Origin of the sequence: Bacillus rhizoplanae, assembly GCF_917563915.1 — a bacterium.
In the GTDB taxonomy this organism is placed as follows: Bacteria; Bacillota; Bacilli; order Bacillales; family Bacillaceae_G; genus Bacillus_A; species Bacillus_A rhizoplanae.
Genome location: NZ_CAKJTI010000002.1, coordinates 195,966 through 211,065, shown reverse-complemented (window position 1 = coordinate 211,065; position 15,100 = coordinate 195,966). Strand labels below are relative to the sequence as shown.

13 protein-coding genes are annotated in these 15,100 nt (G+C 37.0%); 2 read left to right on the top strand and 11 right to left on the bottom strand.

Features of this window, described 5'->3' with window-relative positions:
• Positions 1-152: 152 nt before the first annotated feature.
• From ytaF to LRP84_RS03125, 5 genes are all read right to left on the bottom strand, one after another.
• Entirely contained in the window at positions 153-785 is a 633-nt protein-coding gene (gene ytaF / locus LRP84_RS03145) for a sporulation membrane protein YtaF (RefSeq protein ID WP_230573749.1), read from the bottom strand.
• A gap of 122 nt (positions 786-907) precedes the next feature.
• Complete coding sequence (gene mutM / locus LRP84_RS03140) at positions 908-1,738, bottom strand: DNA-formamidopyrimidine glycosylase (protein WP_230573748.1); 831 nt, start codon at positions 1,736-1,738, stop codon at positions 908-910.
• 12 nt (positions 1,739-1,750) lie between these two features.
• Positions 1,751-4,384: a DNA polymerase I gene (polA, locus tag LRP84_RS03135; RefSeq protein WP_230573747.1), complete on the bottom strand. Its 2,634-nt coding sequence runs from the start codon at positions 4,382-4,384 to the stop codon at positions 1,751-1,753.
• 371 nt (positions 4,385-4,755) lie between these two features.
• Positions 4,756-6,516, bottom strand: coding sequence for a two-component system histidine kinase PnpS (pnpS, locus tag LRP84_RS03130; protein ID WP_230573746.1), 1,761 nt, complete (start codon positions 6,514-6,516; stop codon positions 4,756-4,758).
• A complete protein-coding gene (locus tag LRP84_RS03125; RefSeq protein WP_230573745.1) occupies positions 6,509-7,225 on the bottom strand; it encodes a response regulator transcription factor in 717 nt (238 codons plus the stop codon). The genes pnpS and LRP84_RS03125 overlap by 8 nt, the downstream gene beginning before the upstream one ends.
• Positions 7,226-7,440: 215 nt before the next feature.
• Here LRP84_RS03125 and LRP84_RS03120 point away from each other — a divergent pair, with 215 nt between their 5' ends.
• Positions 7,441-7,764, top strand: a complete 324-nt coding sequence (locus LRP84_RS03120; protein WP_098305327.1) for a YnfA family protein — start codon at positions 7,441-7,443, stop codon at positions 7,762-7,764.
• Positions 7,765-7,842: 78 nt separating this feature from the next.
• Here the strand turns inward: LRP84_RS03120 and LRP84_RS03115 are convergent, their stop codons facing one another.
• The 5 genes from LRP84_RS03115 to LRP84_RS03095 form a co-directional block, all read right to left on the bottom strand.
• Positions 7,843-8,316: a MaoC family dehydratase gene (locus tag LRP84_RS03115; protein ID WP_230573744.1), complete on the bottom strand. Its 474-nt coding sequence runs from the start codon at positions 8,314-8,316 to the stop codon at positions 7,843-7,845.
• A gap of 207 nt (positions 8,317-8,523) precedes the next feature.
• The gene (gene mdh, locus LRP84_RS03110) at positions 8,524-9,462 is read right to left on the bottom strand and encodes a malate dehydrogenase (RefSeq protein WP_230573743.1); all 939 of its coding nucleotides are present in this window, start codon (positions 9,460-9,462) and stop codon (positions 8,524-8,526) included.
• Between the two features lie 20 nt (positions 9,463-9,482).
• A complete protein-coding gene (gene icd, locus LRP84_RS03105) occupies positions 9,483-10,775 on the bottom strand; it encodes an NADP-dependent isocitrate dehydrogenase (protein WP_230573742.1) in 1,293 nt (430 codons plus the stop codon).
• A 131-nt stretch (positions 10,776-10,906) separates the two neighbouring features.
• Positions 10,907-12,025, bottom strand: coding sequence for a citrate synthase (citZ, locus tag LRP84_RS03100; protein WP_230573741.1), 1,119 nt, complete (start codon positions 12,023-12,025; stop codon positions 10,907-10,909).
• 428 nt (positions 12,026-12,453) lie between these two features.
• The gene (locus LRP84_RS03095) at positions 12,454-12,915 is read right to left on the bottom strand and encodes a DUF441 domain-containing protein (protein WP_230573740.1); all 462 of its coding nucleotides are present in this window, start codon (positions 12,913-12,915) and stop codon (positions 12,454-12,456) included.
• A 434-nt stretch (positions 12,916-13,349) separates the two neighbouring features.
• On the opposite strand from LRP84_RS03095, the gene ytvI reads away from it, so the two are divergent.
• Entirely contained in the window at positions 13,350-14,456 is a 1,107-nt protein-coding gene (gene ytvI / locus LRP84_RS03090) for a sporulation integral membrane protein YtvI (RefSeq protein WP_230573739.1), read from the top strand.
• 182 nt (positions 14,457-14,638) lie between these two features.
• Here ytvI and LRP84_RS03085 read toward each other — a convergent pair whose 3' ends face one another.
• Positions 14,639-15,028, bottom strand: a complete 390-nt coding sequence (locus LRP84_RS03085; protein WP_230573738.1) for an FxsA family protein — start codon at positions 15,026-15,028, stop codon at positions 14,639-14,641.
• Positions 15,029-15,100: the final 72 nt, after the last annotated feature.

The window sequence follows — 15,100 nt, the reverse complement described above, 5'->3', positions numbered from 1 at the left end:
CCGTCCAATCGGGCACATGCCAGCAGTTATCCCCCACCTAGCTTCCTCGCTTCTCTCTGCATCTTGCGGTGGGGGGCTTACTGCCCGCGAATAGCGGGATAAATTCGTATCCTTTAAAAATAGAGACGTGAAACATCGGTTCACGTCTCCTCTTACATTTTCCAAATTCCAATAATAATAAGTAATATACCCGGCAAAAACGTAAGCTTTTGTAGCCATCGCATATTTGATAATATCGTTCCCGCTTTCATTCCAATAAATAAAAATAACGAACTCATTACCGCAACTAATCCCGCCATCGTAAATGGGGAATATCCAAGTAAAGACGCCCCAATACCCGCTCCAAACGAATCTAATGAAAGCGCCATACCAAGAAGAAGTGCTTCCACCCCCGAAATTGTCCCAGATTTATCAAAATCAGCAACAGTCGGTTTTCGCAAAATTTGAATGACAAGGCCGAGAGAAGCAATTTCTAAGTTCCATACTTTTTCTTCTTGCGGTGCTTCCTCTTTTTTATTACTTTGGAAAAATTGATACAACACCCACGCACCGATTGCTACGAGAACCAATCCTCCAATTCTTGTCGCAAGCACCGGCGAAAAAACTTGTGCAATCATATGCCCGATTCCCATTGATAATATCATCACAACAGCTGAACAAATCCCGATTACAATAATAGATTTCAATGGAATTCGGACGTTGCGGAGCCCATATGTAAGCCCCACACTGCAGCTATCTAAACTTAGCGTAAAAGCTAATAAAATAAGAGAGAAATAATGATACATCGATAAGCTCCTTCCCTATACATAGCTTTGTTGTATATATATGACAGAAGCCTATCCGATGTTATTACAAAAAATAAAATGATGCTGTCATCAATAAATATTTTTCCTGATGTTTTGTTTGTTTAACTTTTCAACTGACAAACAGGGCAATAATGTGTACCGCGTCCGCCAACAACTGTTTTTTCAAGCGCAGTGCCGCATGTTACACATGGTTCACCTTTTCTTCCATATACGTAAAGTCGTTCTTGAAATGAACCAATTTGTCCTTGCGAATTCACATACGTACGAATTGTACTTCCACCACGCTCTACCGCTTCTGTTAATGTTGCAACAATTTCTTTATACAACGTTTCAAATTCCTCATTCGTTAAAGAAGACGCTTCTCGCTCTGGATGAATACGTGAACGGAATAATACTTCATCTACATATATATTGCCAAGACCAACTACAATGCGTTGATCTAACAAAACAACTTTTACTTTACGAGCGGTTTTTTGCATTCTTTCTCGTAAATACGCTGGTGTTAATTCACCCGAAAAAGGCTCTGGCCCTAAATCTGCAAGCGGCATGACTGTAAGCTCCGATCCTTTTTCGAAAAGATGCATCGTACCGAATTTACGTACATCTTTATAACGAAGTTCCGTACCGTCTGTAAAACGAAAACGGACATGTGTATGTTTATCAACCGGATCATCTGCTTCGTGCAGCATATATTTCCCTTCCATTCGCAAATGAGAAACAATGACGTAACGGGTTACATATATGAGAAGAAACTTACCGCGACGTCCGACTTCTTCAATCATTTCTCCGCGCAGCATCTCTTTGAAAAGTTCGGCGTCATCTGGTTCTTTCACTAAATTTGGGTATGTTACAATAACTTCTTCAATCGTCTTTCCTCTGACGAGTTTCTCTAACGTTCGCCTTACATTTTCAACCTCTGGTAATTCTGGCATACTATCACTTCCTCATTTTGCATCGTACCATGTTGGACCGTACGAATAATCAACCTTTAATGGAACAGAAAGCTCAATCGCGTGCTCCATTACTTCAGGTACAAGTTTCTCTAGCTTTTCTACTTCCTCTTGAGGCACTTCAAAAATAAGTTCATCGTGCACTTGCAGAAGAAGACGAGCTTGTAATCCTTCTTCTTCTAGTCGATCCGCCATAATAATCATTGCTTTTTTAATAATATCGGCAGCACTTCCTTGAATAGGTGTATTCATTGCCGTGCGCTCTGCAAAGCCGCGCAGATTAAAATTGCGGCTCGTAATTTCTGGGATGTAACGGCGGCGATTCAGCAATGTAGATACATAGCCTTTTTGCTTCGCCTCTTGCACAATATCATCCATATATTCCTTTACTCCTGGAAAACTTTCAAAATACTTTTGAATGAAATCAGCTGCTGCTTTTCTTGTAATGCCAAGGTTTTGAGATAAACCATAATCACTAATTCCGTATACAATTCCGAAGTTCACAGCTTTCGCTTGTCGTCTCATATTAGAGGTTACGCCCTCTTTTTCAACTCCAAATACATCCATCGCTGTTTTTGTATGAATATCCATATCATGTTGGAATGCTTCAATCAAGCCATTATCTTTTGAAATATGGGCTAATACACGTAATTCAATTTGAGAATAATCCGCAGCAAACATGATCCAATCTTTTTCTGATGGAATAAACGCTTGACGTATTTTTCTTCCTTCTTCTAAACGAATCGGAATGTTTTGTAAGTTTGGATCTGTTGAACTTAAACGCCCCGTTTGTGTTAATACCTGATTAAAACGTGTATGAATTTTAGACGAATCTGTATAAACAACTTTCAGCAAACCTTCAATATACGTAGAATTTAATTTTCCCAGCTGACGATAGTGTAAGATTTTCGGAATAATTTCATGATGCTCCATTAATTTTTCAAGCACATCAGCCGATGTAGAATAACCTGTTTTTGTCTTTTTTATAACCGGTAAGTTTAAGTTTTCAAACAAGATCACACCAAGTTGTTTCGGTGAATTAATATTGAATTCCGTTCCTGCAAGCTCGTAAATTTCTTCTTCCATTTTCTTAAGCTGCGCAGCCAATTCATCCCCCATATTGCGGAGACGATTTGTATCAACTGCAACACCTTTACATTCCATTTCAGCTAATACGCGGCAAAGCGGCATTTCCAGCTCTGTAAATAATTCATACTGCTCATTCTTTTTCAGTTCTTCAGCAAATGATTGCTGTACATCGTATAACACATGCACTTTTCGCGCTACGTGTTCTGCTACAACTGTCTGCTCTGGTACAGCTCGTTTTGCACCTTTTCCGTATACCTCTTCATCTGATTGCACAGCATGCGTTTCTTTCATTTTCGCAACGGCACGAAAATCTTTATCCGTTTCTGCTGGATCAAGTAAGTAAGCTGCAATTAATAAATCAAAATCAATTCCCTTTATTTCATAGCCTTTCCATTTTAACGCAACAATTGCACGCTTAGCGTCAAATGAATACTTCTTCATCTCTGGATTCGCTAACCAATTCGTAAACGATTGTGATTGAAGAGCGATATCAGTCGGAACAAAGTAACATCCATTTTCATTTTGAATACCAAATCCTTGAATATTTGCTCCGTGATAATTGTCTTCTTGCACTTCTACAATAAGCGCGCTATCTTGCTGCAACATTTCTTCCGTTATTTCTTCTACGATTTCAAATGAGATATCATCTAGCTCAGCTGCAGGTGTTTCTGAAATGGGTGCTCCTAACTTAGTTAGGAGAGAATGAAACCCTAGGTTCTCAAACATTGGAATAATATCGCTATCGTCATATCCGTTATAAGCAATATCATCTAATTGAATCGTAATTGGTGCATCGGTAATAATTGTTGCTAGCTCTTTACTCATCAATGCTTGCTCTTTATTTTCTTCAAGCTTTTCTTTTAACTTCTTACCGCTCACTTTGTCTAAGTTTTCATATACAGCTTCTACTGTTTCAAATTGTGTTAACAATTTAATTGCCGTCTTCTCACCGACACCTGGGACACCTGGGATATTATCTGATTGATCTCCCATCAGCCCTTTCATATCAATAATTTGCTTTGGAGATAAACTATATTTTTCAAATAACGTTTCTTTTGTATACTCGTCCACTTCTGTAATTCCTTTACGCGGAATACAAACACGGGTATTGTCCGAAACGAGCTGAAGCAAATCTTTATCTCCGGAAATAACTTTTACTGAAACTCCTTGCTCACTCGCCTCTTTTGCCAATGTGCCCATAATGTCATCTGCTTCGTAGTTCTCTAATTCGTAACGAGGCACATGAAATGCATCTAACATTTCACGAATGAATGGAAATTGCTCTGATAGTTCTGGCGGTGTTTTTTGACGGCCACCCTTATACTCACTAAATGTTTTATGACGAAACGTTGTTTTCCCCGCATCAAATGCAACGAGCATATGCGTTGGCTTTTCTTCTTCTAAAATTCTCATTAACATCATCGTAAAACCATAAATGGCATTTGTATGTATACCTTTGTCGTTGTTTAAAAGCGGCAACGCAAAGAAAGCGCGATATGCAATATTATTTCCATCAACTAAAACGACCTTCTTTTCCAATTTGAAAAACCTCCCCGTAAAAAATTAAAACGATTTCTCAATACATAGAAAAAACCGTTGTTTTTCTTCTCTCTATATTACCACGACTAGAAGAGAGAAGAAAAACAACGGCTTTCTTCATATATTATATTCAGCATCATATAGGTGGAATTCTTTCTTACTCTTGAAATACAACAGCATATATATCGGTATAACATAGCACGTATGAATACATTTCAAAAGAAGAAATATCATAAAAAAAAGGGAAGTGACGAGAATAAGTCTCCTTATTCTCGTCCAAAACTACTCCTTGGATGAAGGGGTTTTCATGTATTATATTAACAGACCTTTATTAATATAAAGTGAAGCTATTGTTAATATAATGTAAATATCTACTTACTGTACTTTTGAAGGGTAACAGTAAAAGTCGTTCCAACCCCAATTGCACTTTCTACAGTAATCATCCCATGATGCGCTTCAACTAAATGTTTCACAATAGACAATCCAAGTCCCGTGCCACCTGTATTACGACTGCGCGCTTTATCAACGCGATAAAAACGCTCAAAAATACGAGGGATTTCTTCTTTTTCTATTCCAATCCCGGTATCAGATACCTTTATATATACGTTTTGACTATCATACGAAAGCCTAACAGAAACAGTCCCGCCTGCTGGCGTATATAAAATTGCGTTATTCATTAAATTAATAAAGACTTGTTTCAATCGTTCTGCATCTCCTACAACAGAGATATGCTCATTTACATCGACCTGTAAACGAATGTCTTTATCATTTGCTTTATTTTCTAATATGATACCGACTTCTTCTAATAACCCTTTTAAGTCGACAACTCCCATATTTAATCGAAATCCTTGTTGTTCAATTTTCGATAAATCTAGTAAGTCTTCAATTAACATTTGCATTCGGTCGCTTTCTTTCAAAATAATATGTAAGAAATGCTCAAGAAATTGCTGATTTTCCATTGCTCCATCAAGCAATGTTTCTGAAAATCCTTTAATAGAAGTAATGGGCGTTTTCAGTTCATGTGACACATTTGCCAAGAAATCTTTACGCATTTGCTCAAGTTTCTTAAGCTCCGTAATATCATGAAAGACAAGTACAATCCCTTTCCATTCATGGTTTGTTCCAATAATTGGAGCACCATACACTTCAAAGTGTTTTCTTTCAATTTCAAGGGGCAACAACATTTGCTTCCGTACTTTGACCTCTGTCATAAAAATTTCTTCCACAAGTTCGACAATTTCTTTGTGCGTAAATGCTTCATAATATAAACGGTGTAAATACTCTTCATCTGTTACATGAAAAATCTCTTTATAAGAACGATTGACAAGACTAACATGACCGCGGCTATCAATTAAAATCATACCGCTTCCCATATTTTCAATGAGTGTATGCAGCCGATCTTGCTGCATTTCTTGCTCTAACGTCATCTCTTGTAAATTACGCGCTAAAATGTTGATTGCCTTGCTGAGCATTCCCGTCTCATCTGAATGACTTTCATAAGCACGTGCTTTATAGTTTCCTTTCGCCAGTTCAATAGCTACTTTTGTAACAGACTCAATCGGTCTAATATACTGCCCTGTAATTCTCATAACAAGAAACAGAATAATAAATAAAGAAGTGATAAAACCAAGAATTACTATGCCCCATGTTTTTTGATGCACAGTTTTCAAGGACTCAATAGAAGCATTAATAATGATATACCCTTTCTTCCCCTGTGCATCTTGGATAAACATAGCATAGTAATATGGGTGTTCATCCTTTGTTTCCTTCATTACAACTGTATGCGTTTGTTTTTTTGCTTCTGGAAGAAGTTCTTCTATCACTTCTTTACGTGATACCGCCTGTTGATTTACAGTCTCATATTGAATTTGTTTTTGTTCATTTACAAACGTTACATATACACCAAACTGCTCTTCAAATTTCAAAAATACATTTGGTTTCTTAAGAACATTATCAATTCCTTCCGCTTCGACAACAGAAGCAACGTACTGCGTTTCTTTCTCTAATCTCTCATGGAAACGATCAACATAAAATCCTTCCAATACTTTTTCAAGCAATAATCCTGTCCCTACAAAAATAAGAACAATTAGAGAAATAAACGTAAAGAGAAGCCTTGAGCGAAATTTATTCATCCCCTTTTGGCTCCTCCAATTTATAACCTAATCCGCGGATTGTTTTAATATAAGTTGGTTTTTTTGTATTTTTTTCGATTTTATCTCGCAAGTGACTAATATGAACATCAACAATACGCGTATCCCCAGCAAAATCATAATTCCATACAGCACTTAACAGCTGATCACGAGTTAACACACGGCTTTTATGTCTCGCTAAATATACAAGTAATTCAAATTCTTTTGGTGTAAGTTCTAACTTTTCACCTTGGAAATATGCTTCATAAAAATCCGGTAAAATTCTTAATTCAGCAATTATAATACTATTTTCATCTTCTACTTCCAGCACTTGTTCATCGTGGAGTTTCGTACGGCGCAAAATAGCCTTTACACGCGCAACCACTTCTCTTGGGCTGAACGGCTTTGTCATATAGTCATCCGCTCCAAGCTCAAGACCTAACACTTTATCAAACTCATCATCTTTTGCTGTTAACATTAAAATAGGTGTCATAATACGCTGCAGGCGCAGTTCTTTACAAACTTCCATTCCATCCATTTTTGGAAGCATTAAATCTAATATAATCAGATCCGGACGTTCCGTCTGTGCTTTATGCAGCGCTGTTTCTCCATCCATCGCCGTTATGACTTCAAACCCTGCTTGCTGCAGGTTAAATTCGATTAAAGTTAAGATAAACTCCTCATCGTCTACGACTAAAATTCGATTGCTCATTCTTTTCCTCCAGGTTATAGACTCTTAAACATTCTTCACCCTAGTATTCTTCCCCGACATTTCCATCATACTAGAAAACAATACCCCTCTCAATAAAATTGTACTTTGAAAAATAAGAGTTTATCCCGCATTAACGAGCAGGACTCCCTACTGACTTATGCTCTACTTTATGTTACCTTTATACAACAAAATAAATTTTTATAGAAAGGACTCTTATGTTAAAAGCATTTATTATCTTTTTTCTTGCGGGCTTAGCTGAAATTGGCGGTGGTTATCTCATTTGGAAATGGCTGCGCGAAGGCGGTTCTATTGGAATCGGCATCATCGGGGGAGTGATTCTATTTTTATATGGGGTCATCGCTACATTCCAAGTATTCTCAAGCTTTGGAAGAGTGTATGCAGCTTACGGCGGCGTGTTTATTGTAATGAGTGTATTGTGGGGTTGGTGGGTTGATAAAAAAACACCCGACTTATTCGATTGGACCGGAGCCTTTGTTTGCATCATTGGCGTATTTATTATGTTATGGCCACGTGGATAAAGTTCATGTTTCTCTAAATAAGATTGCCTGTTTAAGCTGAATAAGAAAAACAGGTGACATCACATCACCTGTTTTTCATCAAAAATTATCAAGCGCTCTTTCAAATATCGTTGCTAAATGATGCGGCGGCGCCACTGTTAGTAACCCTTTCATCACTTCTTCTTCTTTCTCATTGTACGCAAACATTTGCATTTCAATTAAATGATCTTTCTCGTAAACGGAAACAACTTCAAAATGAATTTGCAGCGTTGCATAATGATATACAGGCTTTATAAATTCAAGTTCTTGCCTTACAACATGACTTCCTGGACCAGGCAAATATTTTGTAACCGCAGTTGTAACAATCCCCGTTAACATAATAGTTGGTACAATTGGTTTTTCATACGGAGTTTGGGATGCATAGTCATGCTGAATATATAATGGATTTGAATCATTCGTTAATCCTAAATATAATAACAAATCTTTGTCTTCTATTTTCTCTGTAACGGATAACTTTTCTCCTACTGTAATTTCACCCATTTTACGACCTAATTTGCTTTTCTTTTTTAACATGATACAATCCCTCCGATCGATATTTAAATTATCCTACTCGAAGTGGTATATTATACGAATCTTTATAACAATGAGAGCACATTCACTACAAATCTATATTTTATATTGTAGGACATCCATTTGATAACGCTTTCAAATTATTTTACAAAAATAATCCTCTAATAGTGGAAAAAGATTCGGGGCTCCCGAATCTTTTTCTTTCTTTTCTTATGCAAGAACTTTCATTACACTGCGTACAGATTCTACAGAACGATCTAATCCTTCTTTTTCTTCTGGAAGAAGATCTAATTCAATAATCTTTTCAATTCCGTTACCGCCAAGGATAACTGGAACTCCTAGGTAAAGATCGTTGTAGCCATATTCACCTTCAAGATATGCAATAGCTGGCAATACGCGGCGTTGGTCTTTTAAGATAGCTTCTGCCATCTCTACTAAAGAAGCAGCTGGTGCGTAGTATGCACTACCGTTTCCTAATAGATTTACAATTTCACCGCCGCCTTTACGAGTGCGTTCAACAATTGCATCTAAGCGTTCTTTCGGAATTAATGTTTCAAGCGGAATGCCACCTGCGTAAGAGTAACGAACAAGCGGTACCATATCATCACCATGTCCACCAAGAACAAATCCTGTAATATCTTTCACAGATAGATTTAATTCTTGTGCAATAAATGTACGGAAACGAGCTGTATCTAATACACCCGATTGACCGATAACGCGCTCTTTCGGGAATCCAGCTTCTTTAAATACAGAATATGTCATTGCATCAACTGGATTTGTTAATACAACAATAATTGTATTCGGAGAATATTTTGCAATTTCTCGCGTTACACTTTTCATAATTTTAGAGTTCGTTGCCACTAAATCATCACGGCTCATACCTGGCTTACGAGCAATACCTGCCGTAATGATTACAACATCAGAATCAGCTGTATCTACGTAATCAGATGTACCGATAATGTTAGCATCGAAACCTTGTACAGGGCTTGCTTCTAACATATCTAACGCTTTCCCTTTTGTTGGATTTTCAAGTTGCGGAATGTCCACTAATACAACGTCTGCTAATTCTTTTTGCGCTAATAAGAATGCTGTTGTTGCCCCTGTAAATCCTGCACCGATGACTGAAACTTTTTTGCGTTTGATTGTCATAATTTCTCCCCCACTTTGAATTATGAGTTTTTAATAATTGCTGCGTCCATATTGTTAATAAGAGCATCAGCAAATTCGGAACATTTCACTTCAGTTGCACCTTCCATAAGGCGTGCGAAGTCATATGTTACCACTTTTGAAGCAATCGTTTTTTCTACAGAATTAGTAATTAATTTCGCTGCTTCATTCCATCCCAAATGTTCTAACATTAATACCCCTGAAAGAAGAACTGAAGATGGATTTACTTTATCTAAACCTGCATATTTTGGAGCTGTACCATGTGTCGCTTCAAAAATAGCATGTCCGGTAACATAGTTGATGTTAGCACCAGGTGCAATACCGATGCCGCCAACTTGTGCTGCAAGTGCATCAGAAATATAATCGCCATTTAAGTTCATTGTTGCTACAACGTCGAACTCGCGTGGACGCGTCAAGATTTGTTGTAAGAAAATATCTGCAATTGAATCTTTTACGATGATCTTTCCAGCCGCCTCTGCGTCTGACATCGCTTTATTAGCAGCATCTTTTCCTTCTTTCTCAACAATGCGATCATATTCAGCCCAAGTAAATACTTTGTCGCCAAATTCTTTTTCTGCTACTTCATAACCCCAGTTTTTGAATGCACCTTCTGTATACTTCATAATGTTACCTTTATGAACTAATGTAACAGAAGAACGTTTTTCATTAATTGCATATTGAATCGCAGCGCGAACAAGACGCTTTGTACCTTCTTCAGAAATTGGCTTAATCCCAAGTCCAGAAGTTTCTGGGAAACGGATTTTTTTCACGCCCATTTCATTTTGTAAAAACGCAAGAAGCTTTTGAACTTCTTCAGAACCTTGTGCATATTCAATACCAGCGTAGATGTCCTCTGTATTCTCACGGAAAATAACCATATCAGTATCTTCCGGACGCTTGATAGGAGAAGGAACACCATCAAAATAGCGAACAGGACGTAAACATACATATAAGTCTAATTCTTGACGAAGCGCTACGTTTAAAGAACGAATGCCTCCACCAACAGGAGTTGTTAATGGCCCTTTAATTGCGATTAAATATTCGCGAATCAATTCCAACGTTTCTTCCGGTAACCACTCACCTGTTTGATTGAATGCTTTTTCTCCAGCAAGCACTTCTTTCCAAACAATTTTCTTCTCACCATTATATGCTTTTTCAACAGCCGCTTCTAATACGCGAGATGCTGCTGCCCAAATATCTGGTCCAATTCCATCTCCTTCAATAAAAGGAATGATTGGGTTGTTCGGTACATTCATAACGCCATTAGTTACGGTAATTTTTTCTCCTGTAGTCACTGCGATTACCCCCATGTTTGAAATTTCATATGTATGAAACTGAGGGATATCCCCTCAGTTCAAACCATAAATTGAGTTTAAATATTCCAATCATTGTATCTTTACAAAAAAGTCAGATTCTTGAAAGCGCATTACGCTCTTTGGCCGATTGGTACATAGCGTTGGTTAATCGGACCATTATAATCTGCACGCGGACGAATAAGACGATTATTTTCATATTGTTCTAGAATATGAGCTAACCAACCAGACATACGGCTGATTGCAAAGATTGGTGTAAATAAATCATGATCAATTCCTAAGCAATGATAAACAGATGCAGAATAAAAATCTACATTTGGTGGAAGCTGTTTTGCTGAAGTTACAAGCTCCTCAATTTTGATAGACATATTATACCACTTATCTTGTCCTGTTAGCACACATAAACGTTTAGACATTTCACGTAAATGTTTTGCACGCGGATCACCATTGCGGTATACGCGATGTCCAAAGCCCATAATTTTCACTTTGTTAGCAAACGCATTATGAATATATGATTCCACATTTTCTTCTTCACCGATTTCCATTAGCATCTTCATTACATTTTCATTTGCCCCGCCATGAAGTGGTCCTTTTAAAGCACCAATTGCTGCTGTAATACCGGAATACACATCAGAAAGTGTAGCTACACAAACGCGCGCTGTAAAAGTAGATGCATTTAACTCATGATCCGCATGAAGTACAAGCGCCTTATCAAACGCTTCAATTTCAACTTCATTTGGCTCACGATTATTTAACATATATAAGAAGTTTGCAGCTAATGATAAATCTTTGCGAGGCTCAACAACATCTAACCCCTTGCGGATTCTTGCAAATGCCGCAACAAGCGTTGAGACTTTCGCCTGTAATTTAACCGCTTTCAAATAATTGGACTCTGCATCCATTAACTCAGCGTCCTCATCGTATAATGATAGCATGGAAATCGCTGTACGTAAAACAGACATTGGATGTGTTATTTTTAAGTTTGTGTTTTTTAAATATTCTAAAATTTCTCCCGGCACTTCTGCCTGCTGGGATAATTGTGTTTTTAATTCTTCTAATTCCATTTCATTCGGAAGCTTGCGGTGCCATAATAAATATACGACTTCTTCAAATGTAGCATTTTCAGCTAAATCATCGATATCGTAACCCACATAAGTTAATGTATCATCAATAATAGAGCTTACAGATGATGTTGTTGCTACTACCCCTTCTAAACCTCGAATAACAGTCATTATAATCTCTCCTTTTCCTCGAAATTTCTCCCCAACCTTATACTTTGTCTCAATAAAATGTGTTTTCAGCTGTTCACGAAAATGAATGAGCACCCGTTCATCTCTGAAACAAGCAAAATACACCCTGGCACAATCACTTTTGCATTTACACCTATCTATCGTTCCATGCTTTTTTGCATAGACGTGAGCTTCTCCCCGATCCCCCACGCTACAAACGATACATAGTGAGGAAATATAATTTCGGAGAGCTGATATATAAAAACAACATAAAACAATATTAACCAAATTATTTCATGTTGTTTTTATTTTATTTGGTGTAGGTCTATGCTGTTATGTAACTCGAAGAAGTTCCATAAATCTATTATAAACAATTATCTGACTTTTGTGAATGGAAAGAATTCGAAAATTTATATTACAATAAAATTTTTTTATTTAAATAGCTGTATAATACTCATCGCAGCATATGCAATTCCAGCTCCAATTAATGGTCCCACCGCTACTCCATTAAATAGTGCTACCGAAATAATCGTTCCAAACACAAGAGCTGTCGTAATGTACGGATCACTCGCTAAAAGTTGTACACCGCCTTTCGCAAGAAGTGCTACAGCAATACCAGAAGCAAGAGCAATCCAAGCATAATAAGATTTTGTCGCCTCTACAAGTTGCTTAAATCCAATTTCTCCTGTCGCAATCGGCACAAGCACCGCAATTGTTATAATGGTAACCCCAAGGTTAATTCCTTTCGTTTGCAAATAAGGAAAAATTTTATCTCCTAAAAACGTCCATTTCAGCAAAAATAAAACGCTAACCGCTACTGTTAAAGATTGATTTTTTGCAATAAGTCCAATGATAAGAAGTATGAATAAAAATAAAGTTGATTGACTAATCATAATGCCTCATCCTTTCTGAAAATAATGAAGGGATCTCAAAAATGTCCCTTTGCTGAAATAAGGGAAACTTCCATCAGTGGTTTTTTTCACCTCCCACTGATGGTTAGTTGAACCAATCGGGCGCATGCCAAAAGTTATCCCCCACCTATCTTCTTCGCTTTTCTCTGAATCTTAAGGTGGGGGGTCTTACTGTCCGTTAATACGGGATAAAAAGAGGAATTCATTCAGCAAATAGAGAATCGTTTCCACTTACACCCAAAAAGAAGTTGCTCACCTTTTCTTTCTTATAAGAAAAAGGTAAAATAAAAAGGGAAAAACCCATACAATATCATACCATTTACAGAAGAGACATCAAAGCATCTCATCATTTGATAAGTGAACATTTACACAACTTTAGCTCATACGCAACATATTTTGCAAAGGGGGAAAGACCTTTGAATCGACATTCACTATACATAGCACTTCGACTTCTCTTTGTCATTGCAGCAACTATATTAGGAGTATACGCACTCATATATATAGCAGGTCTGGTATACCCATTTATTATCGCTTTTGCAATTGCATATATGATCAATCCAGTTGTAAACTTTCTCGATCAAAAACTACGATTTCCTCGTGCTTTGTCTGTATTTATTAGCCTCATCCTTGTATTTGGGGCTATCGTTGGTCTCGTTACGTACCTTGTGACAGAAGCAATTTCTGCAACAACTTACTTATTACAAATCGTTCCAGATAAGTTTCCAGCTATTGTTGAGTACTTGCAAGAATTTGCACTCACAAACATTATGCCGCTCTACAACGATTTGATTGCTAAATTCAACCACCTTGGTGCAACACAACAAAATACGATTACAACAAACATTCAAAACCTCGGTGCAGACGCAACGCAGCAAATGAAAACTATTTTGACAGCCATTATAAGCGGATTAACAAATTTCATCAGCGCTCTTCCGACTATGTTAACTGTTCTTGTATTCGTCTTATTAGCTACTTTCTTTATTAGCTTTGATTGGTATCGCCTTGCCCATAAAATTGAAAAATTATTACCGAATCGGTTACACGGCTATGGAAAAACAATTTTTGTTGATTTACGAAAAGCTTTGTTTGGATTTGTAAAAGCACAATTTACACTTATATCAATGACGACCATTATCGTTCTAATCGGCCTATTAATTTTGCGTGTACCATACGCAATTACTATCGCCCTTATTACAGGAGTTGTTGATTTACTTCCATACTTAGGAACAGGAACTGTTTTCGTTCCATGGATTATTTACGCATTCTTTACAGGGGACACTGCTTTCGCACTTGGTTTACTCATTTTATATATCGTTGTCATTGTACAACGACAATTAATGGAACCAAAGGTATTATCATCTAATATCGGACTTGATCCACTTGCAACATTATTTTCTTTATTTATCGGATTTAAATTATTTGGTTTTTTAGGACTGATTATCGGTCCCGTAACACTCGTTTTATTAAATACACTGCATAAAGCAAATGTATTTAAAGATCTTTGGAAGTTCATAAAAGGGTAAAGCTCTTACGGTCGGTATAAAGTGAATTTTCAGCTAAAAACAAGGAGAAATCTCTCCTTGTTTTTTTATTTACTAATACGAATAAAAATACAATCTTTTTCTTTCTTTTTCTACAAATGAATATTTATTCATTTGTATTTTCGACAAAAAAATAACGCTTGAAGAGTTTCCTCTCTCAAACGTTATTTTTGCACAATAATAGTGTTATTTCGGTTTATTTTTCGTTCCATCCACTTGATTATCATATATTTCACCGGTTTTCTCGCTATCGGAATCAATAAAACCAATCCTATACAATCTGTTATATACCCCGGGATTAACAGAAGTACACCACCTGCAAAAATACAAATCGCATCTAATACAGCATCACCGGGAATCTCACCTCTACTTAACCGATACTGAATATCTCTCCAAACTGCTACTCCTTGTCGTTTCGCTATATACGCTCCCATGATACTCATTACTACAATCACACAAAACGTCGGCCACAGCCCAATCAATTGACTCGATCCAATCAATACCGTAACCTCTAACGCTGGAATTAAAATTAACAAAAAGAGAAATACCTTCATTCCTCTCACCTCTTTTTCTAAATCTTCTTATTCTCAAATTGTGTAAAAAAAAGAGAAGGATTTTCGATCCTT

Bases quoted from the DNA above. Each gene is read 5' to 3' on its own strand.
- ytaF (WP_230573749.1), bottom strand. From the start codon at position 785: ATGTATCATTATTTCTCTCTTATTTTATTAGCTTTTACGCTAAGTTTA.
- mutM (WP_230573748.1), bottom strand. From the start codon at position 1,738: ATGCCAGAATTACCAGAGGTTGAAAATGTAAGGCGAACGTTAGAGAAA.
- pnpS (WP_230573746.1), bottom strand. From the start codon at position 6,516: ATGAATAAATTTCGCTCAAGGCTTCTCTTTACGTTTATTTCTCTAATT.
- LRP84_RS03125 (WP_230573745.1), bottom strand. From the start codon at position 7,225: ATGAGCAATCGAATTTTAGTCGTAGACGATGAGGAGTTTATCTTAACT.
- LRP84_RS03120 (WP_098305327.1), top strand. From the start codon at position 7,441: ATGTTAAAAGCATTTATTATCTTTTTTCTTGCGGGCTTAGCTGAAATT.
- LRP84_RS03115 (WP_230573744.1), bottom strand. From the start codon at position 8,316: ATGTTAAAAAAGAAAAGCAAATTAGGTCGTAAAATGGGTGAAATTACA.
- mdh (WP_230573743.1), bottom strand. From the start codon at position 9,462: ATGACAATCAAACGCAAAAAAGTTTCAGTCATCGGTGCAGGATTTACA.
- citZ (WP_230573741.1), bottom strand. From the start codon at position 12,025: ATGACTGTTATTCGAGGTTTAGAAGGGGTAGTAGCAACAACATCATCT.
- LRP84_RS03095 (WP_230573740.1), bottom strand. From the start codon at position 12,915: ATGATTAGTCAATCAACTTTATTTTTATTCATACTTCTTATCATTGGA.
- LRP84_RS03085 (WP_230573738.1), bottom strand. From the start codon at position 15,028: ATGAAGGTATTTCTCTTTTTGTTAATTTTAATTCCAGCGTTAGAGGTT.